This window comes from Actinokineospora auranticolor, assembly GCF_041897805.1.
GTDB classification, from domain to species: domain Bacteria; phylum Actinomycetota; class Actinomycetes; order Mycobacteriales; family Pseudonocardiaceae; genus Actinokineospora; species Actinokineospora auranticolor.
Map to the genome: position 1 here is coordinate 7,455,561 of NZ_CP154825.1, position 24,814 is coordinate 7,480,374.

Sequence of the window (24,814 nt, forward strand, 5' to 3'; positions counted from 1 at the left end):
CACAGAACGATGACAGCCCTCAAGTGCTGCACGACCGTGGTACAGGACACCCCAGATGGCCCACGCAGCCAGTACCCGAGAGGACCGCCCCGGTGCAGATCGCCGTTCCCCGTGAGATCAAGAACCACGAGTACCGGGTGGCCCTGACCCCGGCTGGTGCGCACGAGCTCACCTCCCGCGGGCACGACGTGTTCGTCGAGGCGGGCGCGGGCCTCGGCTCGGCCATCACCGACGACGAGTACCTGGCGGCGGGCGCCAAGGTGCTGGCCACCGCCGACGAGGTGTGGGCCGAGGGCGACCTGGTGCTCAAGGTCAAGGAGCCCATCGCGGTCGAGTACCCGCGGCTGCGCGCGGGCCAGACCCTGTTCACCTACCTGCACCTGGCCGCCGACGAGCCGCTGACCAAGGCGCTGCTGGCCTCGGGCACCACCGCGATCGCCTACGAGACCGTGCAGACCGCCAACGGCGCGCTGCCGCTGCTGGCGCCGATGTCGGAGGTCGCGGGCAGGCTCGCCCCGCAGGTCGGCGCGTTCGCCCTGATGAAGCCCTCCGGTGGCCGCGGCGTGCTGCCCGGCGGCGTGCCCGGGGTCGCCCCGGCGCGGGTCGTGGTGATCGGCGGCGGTGTAGCGGGCATCAACTCCGCGACCATCGCCCTGGGCATGGGCGCCGACGTCGTCGTGCTGGACACCAATGTGGACCGCCTGCGCCAGATCGACGCGCAGTTCGGCGGCCGGGTCCGCACCATCACCTCGAACCGGCTCGCCGTCGAGGAGGCCGCCAAGGCCGCCGACCTGGTGATCGGCGCCGTGCTGGTGCCGGGCGCGAAGGCCCCGAAGCTGATCAGCAACGCGCTGGTGGCGGAGATGAAGCCGGGTTCGGTGCTGGTGGACATCGCCATCGACCAGGGCGGCTGCTTCGAGGACTCGCGCCCGACCACGCACGCCGAGCCCACCTACCCGGTGCACGACTCGATCTTCTACTGCGTGGCCAACATGCCGGGCGCCGTGCCCCGGACCTCGACCTACGCGCTCACCAACGTGACGCTCCCCTACACCGTGGCCCTCGCCGCCCAGGGCTGGCACACCGCCCTGACCAACGACAAGGCGCTCGCCCTGGGCCTCAACACCCACCAGGGCCACCTCACCAACGCCTCCGTCGCCGAGGCCCACAGCCTCCCCAGCACCCCCCTGGAAACCATCCTGGCCGGCTAACCGGCCAAAGACCACAGGCCACAGGGCCACCGGCCCACGCGAGGCCGGGGTGCCATCCCACCCCACCTCGCAGGCCCGCGAGGCGTGCCGGCTCCTTGCACTGCAGGGACCAAGGAGCCGGTACGCCGCCCCCACCACAACCACAACCACAACCACCCAACGCGCTCGCCCCACCCAGGGCCGAGCGCGTTGTCATATAAGACTTTGAGAGCCGCTGCGGCCCACCAACACCCAGTGATGCTCACCAGCACCACGCTGGTTCCACCAGCCCAACCACAACCAGGCCGGCCCCGCCCACTACACAGACCCACCAGTCCCACCAACCCACCCGCTTCGCCAGTTCCACAAGCTCCACCAGCTCCGCTGCACCGGTTCCACCAGCTCCGCTGGCTCCACCAGTCCCCGTCGGCTACCCACTACACCGCATCCACCAGCTTCGCTGGTTCCATCGGTTCCGCTGGTTCCGCCAGCTCCGCTGGCTACACCTTTTCCGCACCACGCTGGTTCAGCCACCGCTCGCACCGTGGGGGTCTGGGGGCTCGGCCCCCAGTTCAACCGCCCCTACCCCCGCGAGCGCTCTCCGCGAGCTAGGTAGGCCTAGGTAGGGGCAGCCCGCTCAACCAGCCTGGGGGTCACTGGGAGCGGGCCGCCAGGGCAAGCTTATGCCTATTCGATCGAGCGCGCTGCATCGGGGTGGGTTTTGTTGGTGATTACTTCTCCACCACTCCGCACCCCCAATGGGTGAGAAACCTGGCAATGGGGTGAATCCTGGGACTTTGGCTTGGGTGTGGCGCACGGTGGGCCGATGTTGGTTCGGTGACTGAGCCTCGGTGGTGTGTCGGTTGCCACGACCCGTTCGGCAGGGATCGCGCGTTGACGGTGTTGGTCGAGGGCGGGCGGGTGGTGTTGGTGCCGCCTCCGGGGGCGTCGGCGGTGCTGTCGGCGCAGCAGACCCGGTCGTTGGGGTTGGTGTTGGACCAGGCGGCGGGGCGGGCGCACGACGTCGAGGCCGGGTGAGCGCGCTGGGCGGGGAGGACCCGCTGCGGTCGGCGGTGTTGCGCCGGTTGGCGTCGCTCGACGAGGCCGCCGGTTCGGCCGATCCGTCCACGCTGTTGCCCCTGGCCCGTACGGAGATCAGCCGGTTGGCCGACGGGTGGCGGTTGCTGCTCACGGTGCACCAGCCCGATGAGGACGGCCGTTGCCAGGCGTGTCCGGTCGGGTTCGGTGGGCGGCGCAGGCGCCGGTGGCCGTGCCAGGTGTGGCGGATGGCGCACGAGCACCTGATCGGTGAGGGTGTGCCGCACCGCGAGCGGAAGCGCCCGCTGCGCAATCCGTTCTCCCGGCAGGCCCGGTTGGTGCCGCGGGAGCAGCCCGCCGAGATCACCGCGGAGTTGCCGGTGATCGTCGGCCCTCCAACGGGTGAGTCGAACCCGGGAATTCCTGACGCTGGGTAAGCGCATCCCCGGTTTGACGTGCCCCGTTAAGACGATCGTGTTGTCTCGCGCGTGACCATCTCTCACAAGCCGTGGCCTGGATAGTGCAAGATGGCCGCCACGACACGGCCCGCGGAGCTGGAGGAGCGTGTGCAGGACGGTAGCGGTCGCATCGAGGTGCGCAACCTGACCAAGACCTTCGGTCCGGTCGCCGCGGTGCAGAACCTGAGTTTCCAGGTGGAGCCGGGCTCGGTCACCGGCTTCCTCGGGCCCAACGGGGCGGGGAAGACCACCACGCTGCGCATGTTGCTCGGCTTGGTGCGGCCGACAGCGGGCACGGCCACGATCAACGGCCAGCCCTTCGAGCGGCTGGGCAACCCCGCGCGGGTCGTCGGCGCCGTGCTGGAGGCCCAGGGCTTCCACCCGCGGCGGACCGCGATCAACCACCTCAAGGTGTACGCGGCGGCGATGGGCCTGCCCGACGAGCGCGCCTACCAGGTGCTGCAGCTCGTCGGCCTGAGCGCGGCGGAGCACCGCTCGGCGGGCCAGTTCTCGCTGGGCATGAAGCAGCGGCTGGCGCTGGCCACGGCACTGCTGGGCGACCCGCAGGTGCTGGTGCTCGACGAGCCCGCGAACGGCCTGGACCCCGAGGGCATCGCGTGGCTGCGCACGTTCCTCAAGGCGTACGCCGCGTCCGGGCGCACGGTGCTGATCTCCAGCCACATCCTGGCCGAGGTCGAGCAGACCATCGACCGGTTGGTGATCGTCAGCCGCGGCCAGACCGTCTACAACGGCGGTCTGGAGGACCTGCGCCGGTCGCGGAAGTCGCGGGTGCTCGTGCAGCCGTCCGACCCCGCCGCGTTGACCACCGCGCTGACGGAGGCGGGCATCCACGACGTGACGGCGCTGCCCGAGGGCAGGCTGGCGGTGGTGGACGCGACCGTGCAGCAGGTCGGCGACATCGCCACCAAGGCCGGTGTGTCGCTGTACGGGGTGCAGGAGGAGACGGCCGATCTGGAGCAGCTGTTCCTCCAGCTCACGAGTGGACAGTGGTCGGGCCAGGCGTACGGGCAGCCCGGCGGCTACGCGGTTCCCGGTTACGGCCAGCCGCAGGGCTACGCGCAGCCGGTCACGCCGTACCAGCAACCCGCGCCCGGCTACCAGGTTCCCGGCCAGTACCCGCCCGCCGGTTACCAGCAGCAGCCCTACCAGCACCCGTACCAACACCAGCCCTACCAGGCGCCCCAGGGCTACCAGCAGCCGTACCAGCAGGCTCAGCCGTACCAGCAAGCCTCGCCGTACCAGCCGGAAACGCCCTACCAGCCGCCCGTTCCGTCCCAACCGGACACCGCGCCACCGCCACCGCCCCAGGTCGCGGAGCTGCCCCCGGTGACCCCGCCGCCGAGCACCGGCACCGACACGACCGGACAGGGAGGCAACGCGTGATGGGCTCCCTCATCAAGGCCGAGTTCCGCAAGATCACCAGCACCCGGCTGTGGTGGGCGCTGCTGATCCCCACCGTCGCGCTCGCCACGCTCACCGCGCTCGGCTGGGCCGCGTTCACCAGCGACACGTTCGACGCCCTGACCGGCGAGCGCGCGTTCCTCGGCCTGCAGGTGCAGATGGAGCAGGTCTCCTGGTCGGCCATCGCGGTCACCCGCAGCATCAACCTGACCACGATCTTCCCGATGATCTTCGGCGCGCTGGCCATCTCCGCCGAGCTCAACCACCGCACCATCACCACCTCGTTCCTGACCGGCTCCTCGCGCGGCGCGGTGCTCTCCGCCAAGGCGATCGCCTACGCGGTGTGGGGCGCGGTCTTCGGCGTGGCGATCGTGGCGTCGTCGTGCCTGGGCGCGGCGATCAGCTCGGACCCCCGGTTCATGCCGGAGTTCGGCCAGCTGGCGCTCATCGCGCTGGCGGGCATCGGCGCGACCGTGCTGTGGACGCTGCTCGGCCTCGGGGTCGGCGCGCTGATCGGCTCGTCGGTCGGCGCGCTCGTGGTGCTGCTGGTCTACGCGCTGGTCGTCGGCCCGGTCGGCGAGCTGATCCTGTTCGCGCAGACCGACGGCTCGCACCTGCCCGGCCTGCTGCCCAACGGCTCGGCGAGCGGGTTCACCGGCGCCACCGCCGCCTCCGCGCTCGTCTCGCAGGTGAAGTCCGCGGTGCTGAACGCGGGCGGCAGCCTGCCGAGCATCGGCTCGACCAGGCTGGACGAGATCGAGGAGGCGATCCGGTGGGCCGCGGGCACGCCGGGCGCGCTGTCGCTCGGGCTCAGCGCGCTGGTGTTCGCGGGCTGGACGCTGCTGTTCTTCGGCACGGGCGTGCTGCGCAACCGCAACCGCGACATCACCTGATCGCGGCGCGCGACCAGAGTGGACCGCGCCCGGTCCGGACCCGTTTCCGGACCGGGCGCGGCCCGTTCGCGGGCGGAACAGGCGTTTTCGGGCGAATCCATCCACATAGGCCCGAGTTGTCCACAGGGCGCGGATGATTTGCCCGCGCCCACCACCCCGTGCTTAACCTGAACCACGTGACTTCCTCTCCCGGCTCTCCCGGCTGGATCCGCCGACTCGGCGCCGCGTGCTGGCGGCACCGCTCGTTGGTGCTGCTCTCGCTGGTCGCCTCGGTCGTCGGCGTCGGCTTCCAGGCGGCGGGCCCGCTGCTGGTCAAGTTCGTGGTGGACGACGCGGTCGCGGGCCGCACCGACCGGCTGGGCTGGCTGGTGGTGGCGCTGGCCGGGCTGGAGGTGCTGACCTTCGGCAGCGCGTTCCTGCGCCGGTACCTGGGCGGCAGGCTGGCCCTGGACGTGCAGCACGACCTGCGCCAAGCGGTGTTCGGCGCGGTGCAGCGGCTCGACGGCGGCAAGCAGGACGCGCTGCGCACCGGGCAGGTGGTGTCCCGGTCGATCACCGACCTGCAACTGGTGCAGGGCCTGCTGATGATGGTGCCGCTGTCGGTGGGCACGGTCGTGTTCGCGCTCATGGCGCTGGCGGCGATGCTGTGGCTCTCGCCGCTGCTGACGGTGGTGGCGCTGGTGGTGACGCCCGTGGTGGCGGTGGTGGCCAGTCGCAGCCGGAACCGGCTCTTCCCGGCGACGTGGGCGGCGCAGCAGAGCGCGGCGGACGTGGCGCAGCGGGTCGAGGAGACGGTCACGGGCGTGCGCGTGGTCAAGGGGTTCGGCCAGGAGGCGCGGGAGATCACCCGGCTGGAGCGGGCGGCGCGCAAGCTCTTCGCCGAGCGGATGCGCGCCGCGGCGCTCACCTCACGACCGGCGGCGACGCTGGTGGCCATGCCCGCCGCCGGTCAGGTGGGGGTGCTGGCCCTAGGCGGCTACCTGGCGCTCAACGGCCAGGTCACGCTGGGCACGTTCCTGGCCTTCGCCGGGTACGTGGCGAACCTGGTCGGGCCGACCCGGCTGCTGGCCGGGTTGCTGGTCAACGCCCAGCTGGCGCGGGCCGGGGTGGAGCGGGTGTACGAGCTGGTCGACTCACAACCCGACGTCACCGACAAGCCGGACGCGGTGGACGTGCCCGCCGGGCCGGTGTCGGTGGAGTTCGACGACATCCGGTTCGGGTACACGCGCAGCGAGCCGGTGCTGGACGGGGTGAGCCTGCGGGTGTCGCCGGGCGAGACGCTGGCGCTGGTGGGCACGGCCGGGTCGGGCAAGTCGACGGTGTCGCTGCTGCTGCCGCGCTTCTACGACGTGCAGTCCGGCGTGGTCCGGGTCGGCGGTGTCGACGTGCGCGACCTGCGGATGGCGTCGCTGCGCGGCGCGGTCGGGGTGGTGTTCGAGGAGGCGTTCCTGTTCTCCGACAGCGTCCGGGCGAACATCGCCTACGGCCGTCCGGGGGCGACCGACGCCGAGGTGGAGGCGGCGGCGCGGGCGGCGCAGGCGCACGAGTTCATCGCGGCCCTGCCCGGCGGCTACGGCGCGGTGGTCGGTGAGCGCGGGTTGACGCTGTCCGGCGGGCAGCGGCAGCGGGTGGCGCTGGCCAGGGCGCTGCTGTCGGACCCCCGGGTGCTGGTGCTCGACGACGCGACCTCGGCGGTGGACACGGCCACGGAGTCGGCCATCCACGAGACGCTGCGCGCGGTCACCGCCGAGCGCACCACGCTGCTGATCGCGCACCGCCGGTCCACCCTGGCCCTGGCCGACCGGATCGCGGTGCTCGACGGCGGCCGGGTCGTGGACGTGGGCACGCACGCGGAGCTGAACGCGCGGTGCGCGCTGTTCCGGTCGCTGCTGTCGGGGCCGGGCGAGGCGATCGAGGAACCGGGCGCCCGCTCGGCCGCCGAGCTGGTGCCGGGGCCGGACGGGGTGACCGCCGCGCTGTGGCCCGCCGAGGTGGAGCCGGAGCCGACGGCGGCCACGGCGCGGGTGGCGGGCTCGATCGGCGGCCGGATGACGGGTGCCGGTGGCGGCGGGCGGATGGGCGGTGGCACGAGCGACGCGCTGGGCGGCCTCCCGCCGACCGAGGACCTGCTGGCGCGGGTGCGGGCGCTGCCGCCCGCGCGGGAGGTGCCGGACCTGCACGGCGAGGACCCGACGGCGCCGGACCCGGGGTTCCGGCTGCGGGGGCTGCTGCGGCCCGCGCGGTGGGCGCTGGCCCTCGTGCTGGGGTTGGTGGTGCTCGACTCGGTGACCTCGGTGGCGCTGCCCGCGCTGTTCCGGCACGGGGTGGACTCCGGGGTGCTGACCGGGTCGGGGGCCGCGCTGGTCACCGCGACGGTGGTGGCGGCCGTGCTGGTCGTGGTGATGTGGCTGAACACGGCGGCGACCACCGTGCTGACGGCGCGGGTGGGTGAGCGGCTGCTGTACCTGCTGCGCGTCCGCAGCTACGCCCACCTGCAGCGGCTCGGGCTCGACTACTACGAGCGCGAGATGGCCGGTCGGATCATGACCAGGATGACCACGGACGTGGACGCGCTGTCCACGTTCCTGCAAACCGGGCTCACCACGGCGATCGCCAGCGTGCTGACGGTGCTGGCGGTCACGGTCGCGCTGCTGGCCACCGACCTGTCGCTGGGGCTGGTGGCGCTGGCCGTGCTGCCGGTGCTGCTGGTCGCGACGGTGATCTTCCAGCGGCTGTCGTCGGTGGCCTACGCGGAGGCCCGCGAGCAGGTGAGCGCGGTCAACGCGGACATGCAGGAGAACGTGTCCGGGCTGCGGGTGGCGCAGGCGTACACGCGGGAGGACGTCTCGGCGCGGCGCTTCGCCGAGCGCAGCGACTCCTACCGGCGCACCCGGCTGCGGGCGCAGCGCTACATCGCCACGTACTTCCCGTTCGTGTCGATGCTGTCGGGTCTGGGCCAGGCGGCGGTGCTGGTGGTGGGCGCGAACCGGGTGGCCGATGGCGACCTGAGCCCGGGCGTGCTGCTGGCGTTCCTGTTGTACCTGGGGCTGTTCTTCGCACCGGTGCAGCAGCTGTCCGGGGTGTTCGACGGCTACCAGCAAGCCAGGGTCGGTCTGCTGCGGATCTCCGAGCTGCTGCGCACGCCGACGTCGGTGCCGCCGCCGGGGGCGCCGGTGGCGGTGCCCGCGCACCTGCGGGGCGAGGTGGAGCTGCGGGACGTCGGGTTCACGTACGCGGGCTCGACGGAGCCCGCCGTGTCCGGGCTCTCGGTGCGGGTCCGCGCGGGCGAGACGGTGGCCCTGGTCGGGGCGACGGGGGCGGGCAAGTCCACGGTGGTGAAGCTGATCGCCCGCTTCTACGACCCCACCTCGGGTGCGGTCCTCGTCGACGGCGTCGACCTGCGCGAGTACGACCCGACGGGCTACCGGGGCCGGTTGGGCGTGGTGCCGCAGGAGGCGCACCTGTTCACCGGCGACCTGGCCCGCAACGTCGCCTACGGCGCGCCGGGGGCGACACCCGCCGAGGTGGAGTCGGCGGTGCGGGCCGTGGGGGCGCTGCCGATGGTCGCGACGCTGGCGCACGGGTTCCGGCACCCGGTGGGCGAGCGCGGGCAGGGGCTGTCCGCCGGGCAGCGGCAGTTGGTGGCGTTGGCGCGGGCGGAGCTGGTGGCCCCGGACATCCTGCTGCTGGACGAGGCCACGGCGGCGCTGGACCCGGCGACGGAGTCCGCGGTGCTGCGCGCCAGCGCGCACCTGGCGGGCGCGCGCACCACGTTCGTCGTGGCCCACCGGCTGGCCACGGCCGCCCGGGCGGACCGGATCCTGGTGCTCGACCAGGGGCGCGTCGTGGAACAGGGCACCCACGACGAGCTGTTGGCGGCCCGGGGTCGCTACGCGCGCCTGTGGGAGTTGGGAACCATGGACCCGGCGCCGCGGGACCTCGCCGGTGAGACCGTCGACCAAGCGCCCAGGGCCGGGGTTTCGCCGGGCGAGTTATGAAAGCCGTCGAGAGATCCGCATGCCCTTTCTCCCGATGGGTAACCAACAAATCGCGCACCGGTGAGCGCGGGTCCGGAAGTGCTCACGGTCGGTGTCTTGCGCACAATGCGTAAATGCCGGTACGGACCGTCGATGGTGACGGCGTCGAGCGGAAGGGTGTTGGGGCCGTGGGAAACCCGTGCGCGGGGGTTCGGGCGGGACCGCTCGGCGGGGCGGGTGTCTCGACGGGCGAGGCGGGTGCCGCTCGGCGGCCGTTCCTCGCGGTTGGGCGTTCGGGCGGCGACCTTTGGGCGACCGTTCGGCGATCACCGAGGTGGGTGAATTCCCGCGGAACCCGGGGCGTACGAGCGGGTTCCGCGAGGCTGCGGGGCGCGCGCTTAGCGCACATGATCGGTTCCTCGATCGGTACAGTAACCAGCGGCACACATGACCTCGAACACGGCCGGTTGGTTGAGTAACCAACGTCCTGACCGGGGGACTAGCCTGACGTTGAGTGTGTTCACCACGAGATCGAGATGGATAGAGGCGAGAGTCGGCCGTGTCCAGCAGTCCTGCGTCCCAGTTCGGTGCAAACGAGTGGCTCGTCGAGGAGATGTACGAGCAGTTCCTCGCCGACCCGTCGTCGGTAGACCCCGCGTGGCACGACTTCTTCGCGGACTACAAGCCCACACCACGGGCCGCCACCCAGGGAGCGGCGCAGGCGAAGACCGCCGCCGGTGACAAGGCGGGGGCCAAGGGCGGCACGGCCACGGCGAGCGCCCAGTCCGCCACGAGCAAGCCCAGCCAGACCACGAGCAAGACCGCCCAGTCCGCGGGCGGCACCTCGACCGGTGGCGCGGCCGCGGGCAGCGGCAACGGCAAGCCCGCCGCGGTGAAGGCGACGACGGCCCCGGCGGTCACCGCCCCCGCGACGGCCTCGGCCGCACCCGCGAAGTCCGCCGAGCCGGTGGCCCCCGCCAACAACAAGGCGCCCGCCAAGCCCGCGACCCCGGCGAAGGCCGGTGGCGAGGAGCGCAAGCCGCTGCGCGGCGCGGCGGCGGCGATCGCGAAGAACATGAACGCGTCGCTGTCGCTGCCGACGGCGACCAGCGTGCGGTCGGTGCCCGCGAAGCTGCTCGCGGACAACCGCATCGTGATCAACAACCACCTGAAGCGGACCCGCGGCGGCAAGGTCTCCTTCACCCACCTGATCGGCTACGCGATGGTTCGGGCGCTCGAGGCGTACCCGAACATGAACCGGCACTACGCCGAGGCCGACAGCAAGGCGTTCGCGGTCACCCCCGAGCACGTGAACCTGGGCCTGGCCATCGACCTGCCCGGCAAGGACGGCAGCCGCAACCTGGTGGTGGCCTCCATCAAGGGCTGCGAGGGCATGTCCTTCCAGCAGTTCTGGCAGGCCTACGAGGACCTGATCCGCAAGGCCAGGGGTGGCGCGCTGACCACCGACGACTTCGCGGGCACCACGATCTCGCTGACCAACCCGGGCGGCATCGGCACCAACCACTCGGTGCCGCGGCTGTCCATCGGCCAGGGCACCATCCTGGGCGTCGGCGCGATGGAGTTCCCCGCGCCGTTCCAGGGGGCCAGCGAGAAGACGCTGATCGAGATGGGCATCAGCAAGATCATCACGCTGACGTCCACCTACGACCACCGGATCATCCAGGGCGCCGAGTCCGGCGAGTTCCTGCGCGAGATCCACCGCCTGCTGCTGGGCGAGGACGGCTTCTACGACGACATCTTCACCTCCCTGCGGATCCCCTACGAGCCGATCCGCTGGATGGAGGACTTCGCCGAGGGCCCGGTCGACAAGACCGCGCGGGTCATCGGCCTGATCGACGCCTACCGCACCCGCGGCCACCTGATGGCCGACACCGACCCGCTCAACTACCGCCAGCGCAAGCACGAGGACCTCGACGTCCTCTCGCACGGCCTGACGCTGTGGGACCTCGACCGCGAGTTCCCGACCGGCGGGTTCGCGGGCAAGGAGCGGATGAAGCTGCGCGACGTGCTCGGCGTGCTGCGCGACTCCTACTGCCGCACGGTCGGCGTCGAGTACACCTACATCCTCGACCCGGCCGAGCGCCGCTGGATCCAGGAGCGGGTGGAGGTCGCGCACGAGAAGCCCCCGGCGGCGGTGCAGAAGTACGTGCTCTCCAAGCTCAACGCCGCCGAGGCGTTCGAGACCTTCCTGCAGACCAAGTACGTCGGGCAGAAGCGGTTCTCGCTGGAGGGCGGCGAGTCGGTCATCCCGCTGCTGGACACGCTGCTGGACAAGGCCGCCGAGTACGAGCTCGACGAGGTCGTCATCGGCATGCCGCACCGCGGTCGGCTCAACGTGCTGGCCAACATCGTCGGCAAGCCGATCTCGCAGATCTTCCAGGAGTTCGAGGGCAACCTGGACCCGGGCCAGGCGCACGGCTCCGGTGACGTGAAGTACCACCTCGGCGCCGAGGGCAAGTACTTCCGGATGTTCGGCGACGGCGAGACCAAGGTCTCGCTGACCGCGAACCCGTCGCACCTGGAGACCGTGGACCCGGTGCTGGAGGGCATCGTCCGGGCCAAGCAGGACCTGCTCAACAAGGGCGACGCCAGCGGCATCGGCTTCTCGGTGCTGCCGGTCGCGCTGCACGGCGACGCCGCGTTCGCCGGTCAGGGCGTGGTCGCCGAGACGCTGAACCTGGCGCTGCTGCGCGGCTACCGCACCGGCGGCACCGTGCACGTGGTCATCAACAACCAGGTCGGGTTCACCACCGCGCCGGAGCACTCGCGGTCGTCGCAGTACGCGACGGACGTGGCGAAGATGATCCAGGCGCCGGTGTTCCACGTGAACGGCGACGACCCGGAGGCCTGCTACTGGGTGGCGCGGCTGGCCATGGACTACCGGCAGTCCTTCAACAAGGACGTCGTGATCGACCTGGTCTGCTACCGCCGCCGCGGGCACAACGAGGGCGACGACCCGTCGATGACCCAGCCGGGCATGTACGACATCATCGACACCAAGCGCAGCGTGCGGAAGGGCTACACCGAGGCGCTGATCGGCCGCGGCGACATCTCCGTCGAGGAGGCCGAGAAGGCGCTGCGGGACTTCTCCAGCCAGCTCGAGCACGTGTTCAACGAGGTGCGGGAGCTGGAGAAGCACCCGATCTCGCCGAGCCCGTCGGTGGAGGGCGAGCAGCAGGTCCCGACGAAGCTGTCCACCGGTGTCCCCCGTTCGGTGCTGGAGCGCATCGCCGACGCGCACGTCAACCTGCCGGAGGGCTTCACCGCGCACCCGCGGGTCAAGCCGGTGCTGGAGCGGCGGGCGAAGATGGTCCGCGAGGGCGGCATCGACTGGGCCTACGGCGAGCTGCTGGCGTTCGGGTCGCTGACCCTGGAGGGCCGCTCGGTCCGCCTGGCGGGCCAGGACTCGCGGCGCGGCACGTTCACCCAGCGGCACGCGGCGGTCATCGACCGCAAGACCGGCCGGGAGTACCTGCCGCTGCAGAACCTGTCCGAGGACCAGGGCAAGTTCATGGTCTACGACTCGGCGCTCTCGGAGTACGCGGCGCTGGGCTTCGAGTACGGCTACTCGGTGGCCAACCCGGACGCGCTGGTGCTGTGGGAGGCGCAGTTCGGCGACTTCGTCAACGGCGCCCAGTCGGTGATCGACGAGTACATCTCCTCCAGCGAGGCCAAGTGGGGCCAGGTGTCCGACGTGGTCGTGCTGCTGCCGCACGGGCACGAGGGCCAGGGCCCGGACCACACCTCGGGCCGCATCGAGCGCTGGCTGCAGCTGTGCGCCGAGGGTTCGATGACGGTGTCGGTGCCCTCGACCCCGGCGAACTACTTCCACCTGCTGCGCAGGCACGCCCTCGACGGCGTGCAGCGGCCGCTGGTGGTGTTCACGCCGAAGTCGATGCTGCGCAACAAGGCCGCGACCAGCCCGGTCGAGGACTTCATCGACGACACCCGGTTCCAGTCGGTCATCGACGACCCGACCGGCCCGAACCCCGCCGGTGTCACCCGGATCCTGTTCGTCTCGGGCAAGCTCTACTACGAGCTCGCCGCCGAGAAGGAGAAGCGCGGCCAGACCGATACCGCGATCGTGCGGATCGAGCAGCTGTACCCGGTGCCGCAGAAGAAGATCGGCGCGATCTTCGACCGCTACCCGAACGCCGCCGACATCCGCTGGGTGCAGGAGGAACCGGCCAACCAGGGCTCGTGGCCGTTCTACGGCCTGGCGCTGCCGGAGCTGTTCCCCGACCGGCTGACCCGGATCACCCGCGTCTCCCGCCGCCCGATGTCGGCCCCGTCCGCGGGGTCGAGCAAGGTGCACGAGCTGGAGCAGCGCTCGCTGATCGAGAAGGCCTTCGAGTAACCACGCACGCACGGCCGGGGCCGCTGGACACCTCGTCCGGCGGCCCCGCCCCGTTTACCAGGAGAACCCGGTGTACTTCACCGACCGCGGCATCGAAGAACTGGAAGAGCGACGCGGCGAGGACCAGGTCAGCCTCGCGTGGCTGGCCGACCGCATGCGCGCCTTCGTCGACAACAACCCGGAGTTCGAGACCGCCGTCGAGCGCCTGGCCACCTTCCTGGCCCGCGACGACGACGATTTCGAGGACTGACCGGCGCTACGGGGTGTCGTTGGCCCGCAGGCGGATGGCGAGCCGCGCGGACCATTCGCGTTCGGCGACAACAAGACTGTGCTCCAGCGTCTCGACGAGCGACGCTCGGCTCACCGTCGACGCCCGCGGGTCTTCGTCGCCGTACACCCGGCAGGTGAGGTGGATCCGGTCCCCGTCGGGGAAGGCGAAAGCGAGCACGTCATCGGTGCACTCGCCCCACTCCAGGAATCGGTGCGCCGCGAGTTCCACCCCGGCCTTGGTGTCGTCGTACGTCCAGTCCTCAGCGATGCGGAACGCCGCCAACGGCGACGAGGTGAGGTCCGCGGGCCGCGCGGTCGGGGCGCGGAAACGGCCGAGCTCGTCCTTGAGCTTCTTGACCAACAGCGGCGGGTAGAACGCGTTGTCCCGCGCGTCCACGTGGATCCCGCCGACGAAGAGGTCCACGCACAGCAGGTCCGGGTCCCGGTCGACGTGGAACTCCACGCCGAACCCGGCTCGCGACCCGAACACCAGTGCCCCCACCACGTGCCGACCCTACGCCCGGTCTAGTAGTAGGCCGTCGAGAGCCGGACGCGGGGGCCGAGGCCCTCGCGTCCCTTGAACTCGCCTTGGCGGTCGAGGAGGAACTCCCAGTCGAGGCCCGCCAGCGCGGTCAGGTCGACGACGGTCTTGAGCCCGGTGAGACCGAGCGACTCGAGGGTCGGGTGTTCGCGCAGTGGCGCGAGGGCGATGTCGCGGCAGCCGTGCAGGTTGAGGCTGACGAGGTCCACCGCCGCCAGCCGGTCGAGCGCGGGCGCGCGCAGGCCGACCAGGCTCAGGTGCCGCAAGTCCGGGAAGTGCGCGCGCAGGTCCAGGTCCATCCAGCCCGCCAGGTTTCTGTTGATCATCAGTTGGACCACGCCGGGAAGCGGCTCCAGCGCCAGGTCGTAGCGCTGGCGGCCCAGCAACCGCAGGGTTTGCAGCCTGGGCAGGCACCCGAACGCCGACAGGGGCGCGGGCCACCCCGCGACGCCGATGTCCTCGATGCCGGCCAGCTCCGCCAGCGCCCGCACGCCCACGACCTCGGCTTTCCCCCAGATCAGCAGGCTTTCCAGCCCGGTGTGCCCGGTGAGCAGTTCGAGGTCGCAGGTGGCCCGCGCGGGCAGGCGCAGCCACAGCCGGTTCAGCAGGCGGACGTCCTGGAGGTCGTGCAGGCTCTCCAGGCCCTGGTTGAGGTCCAGGCGGACGTCCACGCTGGTGAGCTTGCGGAGCCGGTGCAGGTGGGGCAGGTGCCTGCGGTAGGTGACGCTGATCCACCCGTCGAACAGGGGGGCTTCGGCGAGGACCTCATCCGCGTAGGCGGCCGGGTCGAAGAACTTCCACGCGGCGGTGACCTCCTGCTGGACCTGGTACCTCGGGTCCCCGGCGTAGCCCGCCAGCCGGGGCAGCGCCTCCTTGGCACCGGTCAGCGCGGCCGCGCGGACGACGGCGGCGGCGGTGGCCTCCGGGAACTCGTCCAGGGACCTGGGCAGGTAGCCCAGGAGGCGGTGGCCGATGGCGGCCAGGGATTTCGTCTCGCGCAGGTCCTTTGGCGGGACCAGCGTGCGCCGGATCATCGTGTCGACCCGGTCGCGGGTCTCGCTGGCGATGTCCTGGATGGTCTCCAGGCAGGCGGCGGCCAGCAGGCGCAGGTGCCGGGAGTGCTCCGCCTCGGCTTCCGCGTGGTCGAGGATGCCGGTGACCAGGTCGTCGGCCTGCTTGGCGGTGGCGTGGCCGCAGGCCATGATCACCGTGTCCCACCAGGTGTCCAGGTGCGCGTTGCCGATCAGGGTGTCCACGTGGTGCTGCTGGATCGCCTCGTCGGCGGCGAGGTACTCCTGGAAGGTGCGGTGCACGAAGTCCACCTGGCCCGGGGCCGGGGAGCGCAGGACCCCGCTGCGCTCCACCAGGTGCTCCAGCAGCGCGGCCGGGGCCTCGGACACGTTCGGCATGGCGCGCACCTTGGTGGACAGGTGCTCCAAGGCCCGCTCGGTGGTGAACTCGATGCGGTTCGCCAGGGTCAGGCGCCAGGCCAGGTCGCGGAGCAGGACGCGCTTCTCGGTGTCGGACAGCAGGCCCGCGATGCCGCGTTCGGCGTCGCGGAAGTGCAGGAGCATGGACAGGGCCTTGGCATAGAGGTCCATGCGGTTGCGCGGCAGTTCCGCGCGGTGCGCCAGGTTCAGCGCGCACAGCATCGCGCAGAGCAGCGGGGTCGCGGCCAGCTCTCGCAGGTGGCTGCGTTCCAGCTGGGTGCGCAGGCGGCACTCGGCGGCCGTGATGTCGAGGTGGGTGCCGGTGGCCTCGGCGGCGCGGTGCCAGCGGTCGGTGAAGGCGATGACGTTGGCGGGGCTCATCGACTCGAGGGTGACCGTGGTGAAGCCCTCGGCGGCCAACCACCGGCGGTCGGCGGCGGCGGTGCGCGCGGTGATCACCACGCGGGCCCGCGGATAGGCGGCGAGGACGTCGTCGCGCAGCCAGTTCTTCACCGCCCGGCGGCGGCTGGGCAGGACCTCGTCGACGCCGTCCACCAGCAGGACCGCGCGGCCGGACAGCAGCAGGCGGTGCGCCCAGCCCTCCGGCATGACCGCCGCGAGCCCGGGCGCCGCGTCCCGCGCGAAGTCCTCCGGGCCGGGCAGTCGGCCGGTGGCGTGGCTGCGCAGGCGGATCAAGAACGGGACGCGGCCGTTCCACTCGGCCAGGGCGCCGCCGAGCTCCCGCCGGGCGGCGCGGACCGCGAGCCAGCTCAGCAGGGTCGTCTTGCCGGAGCCCGCGTCGCCGCGCAGCAGGACCCGGTCGTGCTTGCCGATGGCGGACTCGACCGGGATGCCGTCGGTCTGGTCCGGGACGCCGCCCAGGTGGTCGAACCTCAGCGGGGTGCTATCCCGGCGGCGGCGGCGCGGGCGGCCGAACTCGTCCGAGACGCTCAGGCTCAGGTAGGCGACGGTCAGCGCGAGGGTGGGCTGCTCGTCGCCGGGGAGGCCGAGCAGCTCGAGCCGGTCGAGGGTGGTAGCCAGGACGCGGAGGTACTCGGCCTCGAAGTCCGCGTCGAGGTCCGTGCCGCGCGGGGCGTAGAGGCTGGTGGTCGGGATGCGGCCGAGGACCAGGTCGAGCTGCTCGGTGACCGTGGAGAGCCGTCCCAGCACGGCCGAGAGTGCGCGGGGCTGGAAGGTCGGCAGGTGGCGCAGGACCTGCACGAGGTAGCGGCAGGCCTGGTCCAGCGCGAGCTCGTACAGCGGGCGGGCCGCCTCGGACAGGCCCGCAGCCCGCGCGTGGTCGGGGAACTGGGCGCGCACCTGCTTGGCCAGGGCCTCGGCGTCCGCGTCGGCGGCGAGCAGGCCGTCGTCGGAGAGGTCGACGTCGTCGAGCACATCGATCACGGCCAGGGTCGCGGCCTCGACCTCGTTGGGCGGCAGCGTGCCGAACCGCTGCTCGACCAGGGGCGCCAACTGCTCGGCCACGCCGTATCCGATCCGCTCGACCAGACTCGCCGCCTTGACCCGGTCCAACGGCCCGGCGACCTCGGCGGCGACCAGGTCGGCCAGACTGGACTCGCGCTCGGTCACCTTGCGCCGCCGCCCCAACCAGAACCGCGCGCCCTGACTCGCGACCTGAGCCCCAACCTTGAGCGCCGCTGCCTCGATACCGCTGATGGCGTCCTCCCTGTGTGCTCCTTGTAGTCATCGGAGCACACAGGGAAAGCGTTGCCTAGCGCTCGGCGGTGACCTCTACGTGTGTGCTCGGCAGGAGGCCGGGGGCGATGCCGGTCAGCGCCAGGACCGCCAGCGCCAAGGCGACGGCGTAGTTCTCCAGCGGGGTCAGGTCGCGTTCGCCGGTCACGGCCTTGGCGTGGGTGAACAGGCCGAGGAAGCCGCGCATGGCGGTGATGCCTACCAGGGCCATGGCAGCGATCGCGCAGGCCACTACGAGCGGGGGTGCGGCGTTCAGGTAGTGGTGCTCGTCGGCGAAGCCGGGGAGCAGGGGGAAGCCCGCGAGCGCTAGGCCGAAGACCAGGTAGGCGAAGGCCAGCCGGGGGGTGCGGGCGAGGTCGCCGCCGGGGGTGCCGTAGAGGAGGCCGTCCCGGCGGGCCGCGACGGCGCCGACGGTCATTGTCAGTGCCGCTGCGCTGACCGCGACCACCGCCTGGGAGGCGCCGACGAGTAAGAGTCCGTGCACGCTGATCAGCAGGTATCCCAAGGCTTTCCGTGCGTCCGCCAGGGATACGGCGACGAGCGCGCCAAGCAGGGCGGTCGCCGCGCCCAACCACATTCCGACCACAGCGGACGGTACGGGTACCGGCGTGACCACGAAGGCGACAACCAAACCCACCGGCGCACGGTCGACGAACCGGGGCAGCCAGCCGTGCAGGGGGATGACCGCCAGCCTCGTCACGACGGCGATTGTGGTGACGACGTCGCCCAGCGCGCCCGGCAGAACCTCCCCCAGCCCGAGCAGCAGGACCGCGGGGGCCTGGTAGACGACGAAAAGCCGGTCCAGGCCGTCCGCGCGGCCCCGTAGCGCCGACCACACAAGCCAGGCCGATACCGCCCACAGCAGGACGTCGACGCCGTCGACCCGGAACGCCAATAGTCCACAAGAGATGGACACGACCGCCAACGCCCGCGCCAGCACCGCGGGGGTGTGGGTGGCGACCGGGCTCATGGCGGCGACCATGAGCCCGGCCAGGCTCACCGCGACCGTCGACGCCGTCACCTGCCACGTCGACACGGTGTCGGGGAGGAGCAGCCCCAGCACCGACGTGGCGACGGCGGCGGAGCCGACGCGGGTGGCGGCGCGGCGGGACGACCGGGTGTCCGGGGCGCGGCCCGCGACGGCGGCGGCCGCCAGCCACAGGGCGGCCGCGGCCAGGGGAACCAGGGCGATCATCGAGGTCTCTTCCAGGTGGGTCGGTGCGGCGGGATCAGTTCGCAGCGTGGACCGGCGGCCGGGTGGCGCTCATCCTCCGCGCCAGGTGGTCGTCGGCCGCGGCGGCGCGTTGGCCGACGCGGGTCAGCGGGCCGATCACGCGGTCGAGCAGGAACGCGTCCACGTAGGCGCGTTCCAGGGCGAACCGGTACAGCCAAGCGCGGAGCGGTTCCGGTACGACGCGCTCGAAGTGCCTGCCGGTGCGCGGCAGGGGGCCGCCGAGGGCCTGTTCCAGGTGGTGGTGGTCGTGCAGCAGGCTCGGGGACCGCAGGATCTGGCCGCTGCGCAGGACCGCGTGGGTGATCAGGTGGACCACGGCGACGGTGTCCCAGCCGAGCCCGACTTCCACGAAGACCAAGGCGATCTGGGTCATCGACGCGTAGGCGAGGGTGCTCTTGATGTCGGTCTGCACCCGTCCCGCGAGCGTCGCGTAGACGGCGGTGACGACACCGACCGCGACCACCGCGGGCCCGGTCACACCGTTGCGCAGCAACAGGTACGGCCCGAGGCTGACCGACACCGCGCCGTAGCAGATCGCGCTGGACGGCGTCGGTCCCTCCATCGCGCGCGGTAGCCAGCCGCTGAACGGGAGCTGCGCTGCCTTGCCCATGGCCGCCCACAGCAACAACAACCCGACGAGGGCGGGGCTGCCGCCGCTGTGGTGCACGGCGACGGCCGCGACGAGCCCGATGTCGCTGACCCGGTAGGTGATGAAGGCCCGGAGCCCGTGCGCGACCGGGCCCGGCCGGTGGTGGAAGTAGGCGATCAGCAGCGCGGAGGCGAGGCCCGCCAGCTCCCAGCCGACGACCAGCAGGTCCAGCGTCCCGGCGAGCACGACCAGTTCCACCGCCGCGACGAACAGCGCGAGCAGCAGGTAGAAGCGGCGGTAGCCGGGGTCGCGGTGCAGGTACCGCTGCGAGAACGCGCCGATCAGGCAGCCGAGCAGGGCGCCCAGGATGGCGATCGGGATCGACAGCCGGTCGGCGGTGAGCAGCAACGGGAAACCCGGGAACCAGGAACCCAGCGCCACCGTGGCCGGTCCGCGCACGGCGCACAGCACGGCCAGCGCGGTCCCGGCCGAGGCGGACAGCACCGAGGCGCCGATCACCACACCGGACACAGTGGACTCCGGAAGCACGCGACCGGACCACATCACCGCGCCCAGTCCCAGGAAGGCCAGCAGCGGTGCGCCCGCCGCCGCCAGGAGCAGCGCGGTCACCGGACCTCCTGCGGGAAACCCGGCACGAAGTCGAGCGCCGGGACCGGGATCGGGGCGCCCGGCAGCACGTGCGCGGGGCCGAGGTGGCCGCGGTGGCCCGCGTAGACCTGGGACGAGCGCTCCACCACCGGGAACTCCGCCGTTTCCGGCGTGTACGGCTGGAAAGCGCCGTCCTGGTAGAGGTGCATGTCGTTGCCCTCGGTCCACGCGACGAGCTGGATCCAGCCGTTGCCGACCAGCCGGGCCAGGTTCGCGTGCGCGGCCAGGATCGCCGACAACCGCTCCGGGGTGGCCTCCACGACCAGCAGCAGCCGCACGGGCTCGTGGATTTCGACCATCTGCCAAGGCAAACCGGTGCGCAGATCGGACGAGTGCCCGTCCATCACGCCGAGCAGGCCGGTGATGTTGTGCGGCAGCTTGGTGCCGCAGCCGTAGCGGGCCGGGTCGACGTAGCTGAAGTAGTACTCCAGGTTGATCCCGGCGCAGACCGGGCCGACGGCGAGCAGCAGCGACGTGAGCAGCGCGTCGTCGGGGTCGGCGGCGGGGTCGTAGGAGACCAGGAACGCGCGTCGGTCGAGGTAGAGGCCCCGGGTGCGGGAGCGGCGACCGACGACGCACACGGCGTTGGTGGCGTGCCCGTACTCCGGTCGCGGCTGGCCGAGGTCCACGGCGTGGGTCTCGGCGTGCGCGAGCGCGTCGGCGAGTGACAGGTCCGGCGCGGCGGTCTCGAAGCGGCGGCAGCGCTCGTGCGCGGCCAGCACGCAGGCGTCGGCCAGCGCGTCCTGGGCGCGCGCCAGGTCGGCGCGGAACCGTTCGGGGACCAGGTCCTCGTCGAAGTAGGTCATGGTGTCGTCGCACGTGTTGTGGTAGGCGCCGACGAACCAGGTACCCTCCGGCAAACCGAGTCTACTTCGGACTTCCGGGTGGTTGGCCATGGCGGCGAACGCGCGGGCGTTGGGACCGCCGCGGCCACCGCCGGTGGCGCCGCAGTCGTGCGCGGACTCGTGCGGGTTGTTCATGCTGGACGAACCGTGCCCGACCAGGACCACGACCGGCGCGGGCGCGGCCAGCACACCGGTGGTGCGCAGCACGGTCCCGACGATGCCCGCCATCTCGTCGGTGGTGTAGCCCAGTTCCAGCCGGGTCACCGGGTGCCGACCCGCCAGCCGGTGCGCCCAGCGGTGGGCGTGCCGGGGGAACAGGCAGCGGGTGACGAGCGAGCACAGCCCCGCCACCCCCATGGCCACGCTCAGCACACCGCCGCGCGCCAGGGTGCGGCTGCCGACGGCGACGTGGTGGGTCCAGCCCGCGTGGGCGCGGCGCACGAACGTCCGCGCCGGAGCGACGGCCCGCTCCCGGACGTCGTGGTTCGGCGTGACCACGACCGGACACAGTGGACGCGGCCGGACGTCGTGCAGGCCCTGGTAGTTCATCGCGACGCCGAAGAACCCCGCGAACCCGAAGGTCTCCGCGCCGGGGTGGTGTTCCTCCAGGTGCCGCCGCAGCGACTCCTCGCGCTCGTCGATGCAGAACACGGCCTGGAACCGGACCGGCGGCGTGTCCGGTGTGGACACGTTCTGGTGCGCGGCGAGCCCGTCGAGCACGCCGATGCGGTGCCTGCGCTCGTAGGCGGCGTGCAGCAGCCGCCTGCGCTCGACCTCGTCGCAGCCGCCGACCAGGGACAGCCAGGCGGCCGGGGCGGGCGTGGGGTCGACCCCCATCAGCTCGGCCAGCACGAACGCCTCGTACGCCAGCTCGACGTCCGGCCGCGCGGTGACCTCGACGACCAGGTGCCGGGTGGTGTTCGCCAGCACGCGCCGGAGCGCGAACAGGTCCAGGGTCAGCTGCACGGCGAGGTAGTCGGCCAGCCGGGCCGGGTGCGCGGCGACCGGAGCGCGGTCGGGCCGCGTCTCGAACTGCCGCACCATGCCCGCCCAGCCGCGCAGGGACAGCAGCGTGGCGAGGACGGCGTCGCCCCACTCCGGCTCCGGCACGTCCAGTTCGGTGAGCGCCCACGCGATCACGCGCTCGGCGTCCCAATCGGACTGCGCGCGCAGGCAGTCCCCGAGCCCGCGCAGGAACCGGTCCGGCGGGCCGCCCGCGCGGCCGTAGAGACCGCGGAAGGCGTCCAGGAAACCCTTGTCCCGGTTGTGCATCGGCCAGTAGGCCACGCCCTGGTCGAGGAAAGCGGCGGCGAGCCGGGTGAGCACCGGGTGCGTGAGCCGGTCGGTGTCGACGCCGGTCTCGGCCAGCACCCGGTCCCGGGGGCGCGGGGTCGGGTCGGCCGCCGGGACGACGCGCGGCGCGGCGGCCAGCAGCGCCGCCCACACCGGCCCCAGGTCCCCGGATTCGGCCAACAACCAGCGCAGCGCGGGACCGCGCGGCACGACGACCAGGTGCCGCAGCCGCCGCGCGTGGAACTGGCGGCGGGTCGGACCACCCGGCACGACCGGCACGCCGTCGTCGGCGACCTCGGCGGCCACCACGGCGTCCAGGTCGGCCGGGGCGATGCGGCCCTCGACGACGTACCCGTGCAGTTCGTCCTCGGACGGGAACGGTTCGGCGCCGAAGAGCGCGCCCGCCCGCACCACCGCGTCGGCGAACGGCAGGTGTTCGAAGGCGTGCAAGGTGTTGTGGTGCACGAAAGTCTGCAGCGGTCCCTGTTCGGGGAGCAGGTGCGCGGCTTCCTCGAGCAGTTCGGCGATGCGTTCGTTCATGACCGCCGCCGTCTGCGCAGCGATTGCGGGTCGCTCGACACCGCGGTCAAGTCCTCGAGTCCCTCCACGCGCAGCGTGGCGTCGGGGAGTTCCTTGGCCAGTTGGTCGAGGCGAGCGAGGAAGGTGTGGTCGACCACCGCGGCGTCGCGGACGTCGACGACCACCTCCGTGACGCCGTCCCCGGCCTTGGCGATGGCGCGGCGCAACGGGAGCAGCGCGGGGAACACGGCGGCACCGGGGACGCGCAGCCGCAGCACGTCGCCGTCGCGGGTGACCTGAGGCCGGGGTCGCAGCAGCGCCAGCGGCGGCACGCCCCGGGCCAGGTGCAGTGCGATCTTGAGGACCAGACCGGCGGCGACGCCCATGAGCAGGTCGGTGGCCAGGGTGACCAGCAGGGTGGTCAGGAACAGCAGGAGCTGGTCCCAGCCGAGCTTGCCTACGTGCACGAGCTCCTTCGGCGACGCCAGCCGGAAACCGGTGTACACCAGCATGGCGGCCAGCGCGGCGAGCGGGATCGTCTGCACCAGGCCGGGGATCAGCGCGACGCAGAGCAGCAGGATGGCGCCGTGGCAGACGTTGGACCAGCGGCTCTTGGCGCCCGCGTCCAGGTTCGCCTTGCTGCGCACGATCTCGGAGATCATCGGCAGGCCGCCGATGAACGCCGAGGTGAGGTTGCCCGCGCCGATGGCGAACAGGTCGCGGTTGAGGTCCGAGGGCTTCTTGGCCGGGTCCATGGAGTCGACGGCGAGCACGGTCAGCGTCGACTCGATGGTGCCGATCAGCGCGAACATCGCCACGTACTGCAGCGACGTGCCGCTGAAGACCTGGGAGAAGTCGGGGAAGGTGACCGCGTCGAGCAGCGAGCCGGGCAGCTTGACCAGGAACTCGGGGCCGAGGTGGAAGGTCGACTCGGCGAAGCGGTAGTCGTGCGGGCTCGACAGGTGCAGCCACAGCCCGATCGGCACGGCCACGGCCAGCACGATCAGCGGCGCGGGCACGACCTTGCTCCACCGGGCCTTGACCAGCGGCAGCCCGAACAGGATGAGCAGCGCGAGCACGCCGATGACCACGACCAGCGGGTTGGCGTGCGCGACGCTGTGCGGGATCTCGGCGAGCAGGCCGAGCGGGGACTCCGCCTTGGGTTTCACGCCGAGCACCACGTGCGCCTGCTTGGCGATGATGATCACGCCGATGGCGGCCAGCATGCCGTGCACGACCGACGGGGACATGGCCACGCCGATGCCCGCCGCGCGGACCAGGGCGAACAGGATCTGGATCACGGCGGCGACCACGCCGACGGCCAGCGCTCGCCGGTAGCCCGCCGCCAGGTCGCCCTGCCCGAGGTCGTGCACCGCGCCGACGGCGATCACGATCAGACCGGCGGCCGGGCCCTTGATGGTCAGCGGGGCGCCGCCGAGCAGGCCGCCGAGAATGCCGCCGACAATGGCGGTGAGCACGCCGGCAACGGGTGGGAAGCCGCTGGCCAGGGCGATACCCAGGCACAGCGGGAGTGCGATCAGCGAGACCAGGAAACCGGACTTGAGATCGCCGACCGGAAAGCGCTTCGCGGGTGGGTCGAGCGGTCTGCGAACCGATTGGTCGATTTGCTCCGACATGTCGATCTTCCTTTTTCGGGCACGGCGGGACCACCTCGCCGCAGACGGCGCGGCGGGGTTGGGCAGGGGGTGACGCGCGGGGTTCAGCGCGTGCGGGGTGGTCCCCTCGCGCCCCAGGCCGCGCCGTCCGGTTCGGCCGGGATGGCCATCGGACCGGCCGCGACCCGCACTCCCGGTGACCGGGACGGGTCGCTCTCGGCGGGCGGAACGAGGTCGTGGTGGGGGTTCTGCTCCTGCTCGACCGCGACCGTCTGGGCGCAGCGGAGCGCGGGGTGCTGGGTCGCGGCGGTGTGCTCGGCGGCCGCGGCGTGGTGGTGGGCCGCGTTGGCGAACGCGGGGCTGCTGCCGAGCAGGACGGCGACGGCGGCGAACAGGAGGATGGCGGGTGCCCGGAGCGCGCGCACGCTGACCAACCCCCCTCGCAAAAGAGCTCTCGCGAATAGTTCGACCATTCGCAGAATGCGCCGCCGTTGGCGCGCAGGAACTTACCGATCATGTCGGCACGCCGGAACCACCGTCAAGTGGACAGTATTCGCGTTTAAACACAAAGTGACAATGCGTCTCGGAACGCCCAAGGCGGATGTCCTTTTTGCCGAATTACCGGACTCCCGGCGCTGGTCGCGCGCCCGGCCGATCGGTCACCGGGGGTGACACCGAGGCGGCAGAGGGTTGTTGTCAGGTCCGCATGATGGGAACGCGCCGGTCCGATGATCGG

General features: G+C 72.0%; 15 protein-coding genes. 8 read left to right on the top strand and 7 right to left on the bottom strand.

The window, feature by feature from the left end:
* Nucleotides 1-92: 92 nt before the first annotated feature.
* The 8 genes from ald to V5P93_RS32505 all read left to right on the top strand — a co-directional run bounded on the left by ald (nt 93) and on the right by V5P93_RS32505 (nt 13,606).
* Nucleotides 93-1,211 (top strand): alanine dehydrogenase, encoded by a 1,119-nt coding sequence (gene ald / locus V5P93_RS32470; RefSeq protein WP_104478283.1) that lies wholly within the window; start codon nt 93-95, stop codon nt 1,209-1,211.
* A gap of 873 nt (nt 1,212-2,084) precedes the next feature.
* Complete coding sequence (locus V5P93_RS32475) at nt 2,085-2,228, top strand: hypothetical protein (RefSeq protein ID WP_181043378.1); 144 nt, start codon at nt 2,085-2,087, stop codon at nt 2,226-2,228.
* Nucleotides 2,225-2,665: a hypothetical protein gene (locus V5P93_RS32480; protein ID WP_245931168.1), complete on the top strand. Its 441-nt coding sequence runs from the start codon at nt 2,225-2,227 to the stop codon at nt 2,663-2,665. The genes V5P93_RS32475 and V5P93_RS32480 overlap by 4 nt, the downstream gene beginning before the upstream one ends.
* Before the next feature lie 129 nt (nt 2,666-2,794).
* Nucleotides 2,795-4,090: an ABC transporter ATP-binding protein gene (locus V5P93_RS32485; protein ID WP_104478343.1), complete on the top strand. Its 1,296-nt coding sequence runs from the start codon at nt 2,795-2,797 to the stop codon at nt 4,088-4,090.
* Complete coding sequence (locus V5P93_RS32490) at nt 4,090-5,001, top strand: ABC transporter permease (RefSeq protein WP_104478281.1); 912 nt, start codon at nt 4,090-4,092, stop codon at nt 4,999-5,001. Before V5P93_RS32485 ends, V5P93_RS32490 begins: the two co-directional genes overlap by 1 nt.
* Before the next feature lie 176 nt (nt 5,002-5,177).
* Nucleotides 5,178-8,999 carry an ABC transporter ATP-binding protein gene (locus tag V5P93_RS32495; RefSeq protein ID WP_104478342.1) on the top strand — a complete coding sequence of 1,274 codons (3,822 nt, stop codon included), beginning with the start codon at nt 5,178-5,180 and terminating at the stop codon, nt 8,997-8,999.
* Nucleotides 9,000-9,591: 592 nt separating this feature from the next.
* Nucleotides 9,592-13,356, top strand: coding sequence for a multifunctional oxoglutarate decarboxylase/oxoglutarate dehydrogenase thiamine pyrophosphate-binding subunit/dihydrolipoyllysine-residue succinyltransferase subunit (locus V5P93_RS32500; protein ID WP_245931167.1), 3,765 nt, complete (start codon nt 9,592-9,594; stop codon nt 13,354-13,356).
* 70 nt (nt 13,357-13,426) lie between these two features.
* Nucleotides 13,427-13,606, top strand: a complete 180-nt coding sequence (locus V5P93_RS32505; protein WP_104478279.1) for a DUF6104 family protein — start codon at nt 13,427-13,429, stop codon at nt 13,604-13,606.
* Between the two features lie 6 nt (nt 13,607-13,612).
* Here V5P93_RS32505 and V5P93_RS32510 read toward each other — a convergent pair whose 3' ends face one another.
* The 7 genes from V5P93_RS32510 to V5P93_RS32540 form a co-directional block, all read right to left on the bottom strand.
* Nucleotides 13,613-14,131: a hypothetical protein gene (locus V5P93_RS32510; RefSeq protein ID WP_245931166.1), complete on the bottom strand. Its 519-nt coding sequence runs from the start codon at nt 14,129-14,131 to the stop codon at nt 13,613-13,615.
* 20 nt (nt 14,132-14,151) lie between these two features.
* Nucleotides 14,152-17,274, bottom strand: a complete 3,123-nt coding sequence (locus V5P93_RS32515; protein ID WP_374066596.1) for an NACHT domain-containing NTPase — start codon at nt 17,272-17,274, stop codon at nt 14,152-14,154.
* Nucleotides 17,275-17,329: 55 nt separating this feature from the next.
* Nucleotides 17,330-18,508 carry a hypothetical protein gene (locus tag V5P93_RS32520; protein WP_104478277.1) on the bottom strand — a complete coding sequence of 393 codons (1,179 nt, stop codon included), beginning with the start codon at nt 18,506-18,508 and terminating at the stop codon, nt 17,330-17,332.
* A gap of 34 nt (nt 18,509-18,542) precedes the next feature.
* Nucleotides 18,543-19,766: a proton-conducting transporter membrane subunit gene (locus V5P93_RS32525; protein ID WP_245931165.1), complete on the bottom strand. Its 1,224-nt coding sequence runs from the start codon at nt 19,764-19,766 to the stop codon at nt 18,543-18,545.
* Nucleotides 19,763-22,483, bottom strand: coding sequence for a YbcC family protein (locus V5P93_RS32530; protein ID WP_104478276.1), 2,721 nt, complete (start codon nt 22,481-22,483; stop codon nt 19,763-19,765). The genes V5P93_RS32525 and V5P93_RS32530 overlap by 4 nt, the downstream gene beginning before the upstream one ends.
* Entirely contained in the window at nt 22,480-24,099 is a 1,620-nt protein-coding gene (locus tag V5P93_RS32535) for a SulP family inorganic anion transporter (RefSeq protein WP_104478275.1), read from the bottom strand. Before V5P93_RS32535 ends, V5P93_RS32530 begins: the two co-directional genes overlap by 4 nt.
* An 83-nt stretch (nt 24,100-24,182) precedes the next feature.
* Nucleotides 24,183-24,503, bottom strand: coding sequence for a hypothetical protein (locus V5P93_RS32540; protein ID WP_146107966.1), 321 nt, complete (start codon nt 24,501-24,503; stop codon nt 24,183-24,185).
* Nucleotides 24,504-24,814 lie beyond the last annotated feature (311 nt).